This window comes from Bacillus sp. SIMBA_005, assembly GCF_046535585.1.
GTDB lineage: Bacteria > Bacillota > Bacilli > Bacillales > Bacillaceae > Bacillus > Bacillus pumilus.
Window position 1 is genome coordinate 1 of record NZ_JAWRWI010000409.1, and the last position, 271, is coordinate 271.

General features: G+C 64.2%; 1 pseudogene. It reads left to right on the forward strand.

The features are described 5' to 3' along the window. Positions 1-271, forward strand: a pseudogene (locus tag SB660_RS20660) (hypothetical protein); the annotation flags it as partial.

The window sequence follows — 271 nt, forward strand, 5'->3', positions numbered from 1 at the left end:
GTGTGGGAGAACAGCGACTTCGTCGGCTCGATGGTGATGAGCGTGATCGTCGTCGCGCTCACCGTCGTGCTCTCGCTGCTCGTGACAGTACCCGCGGCCTACGCACTGGTGAGGTTCCGCGTGCGGAGGAAGTCGGGCCTCGTGGTCTGGTTGCTGCTGGCCTACCTGCTGCCCGACTTCCTGATCGCGATCCCGATGTTCGCGCTGCTGCAGAACGTCGGTCTCTACGACACCGCGTTCGGTCTGGCGCTCGCGTACCAGGTGTTCATGG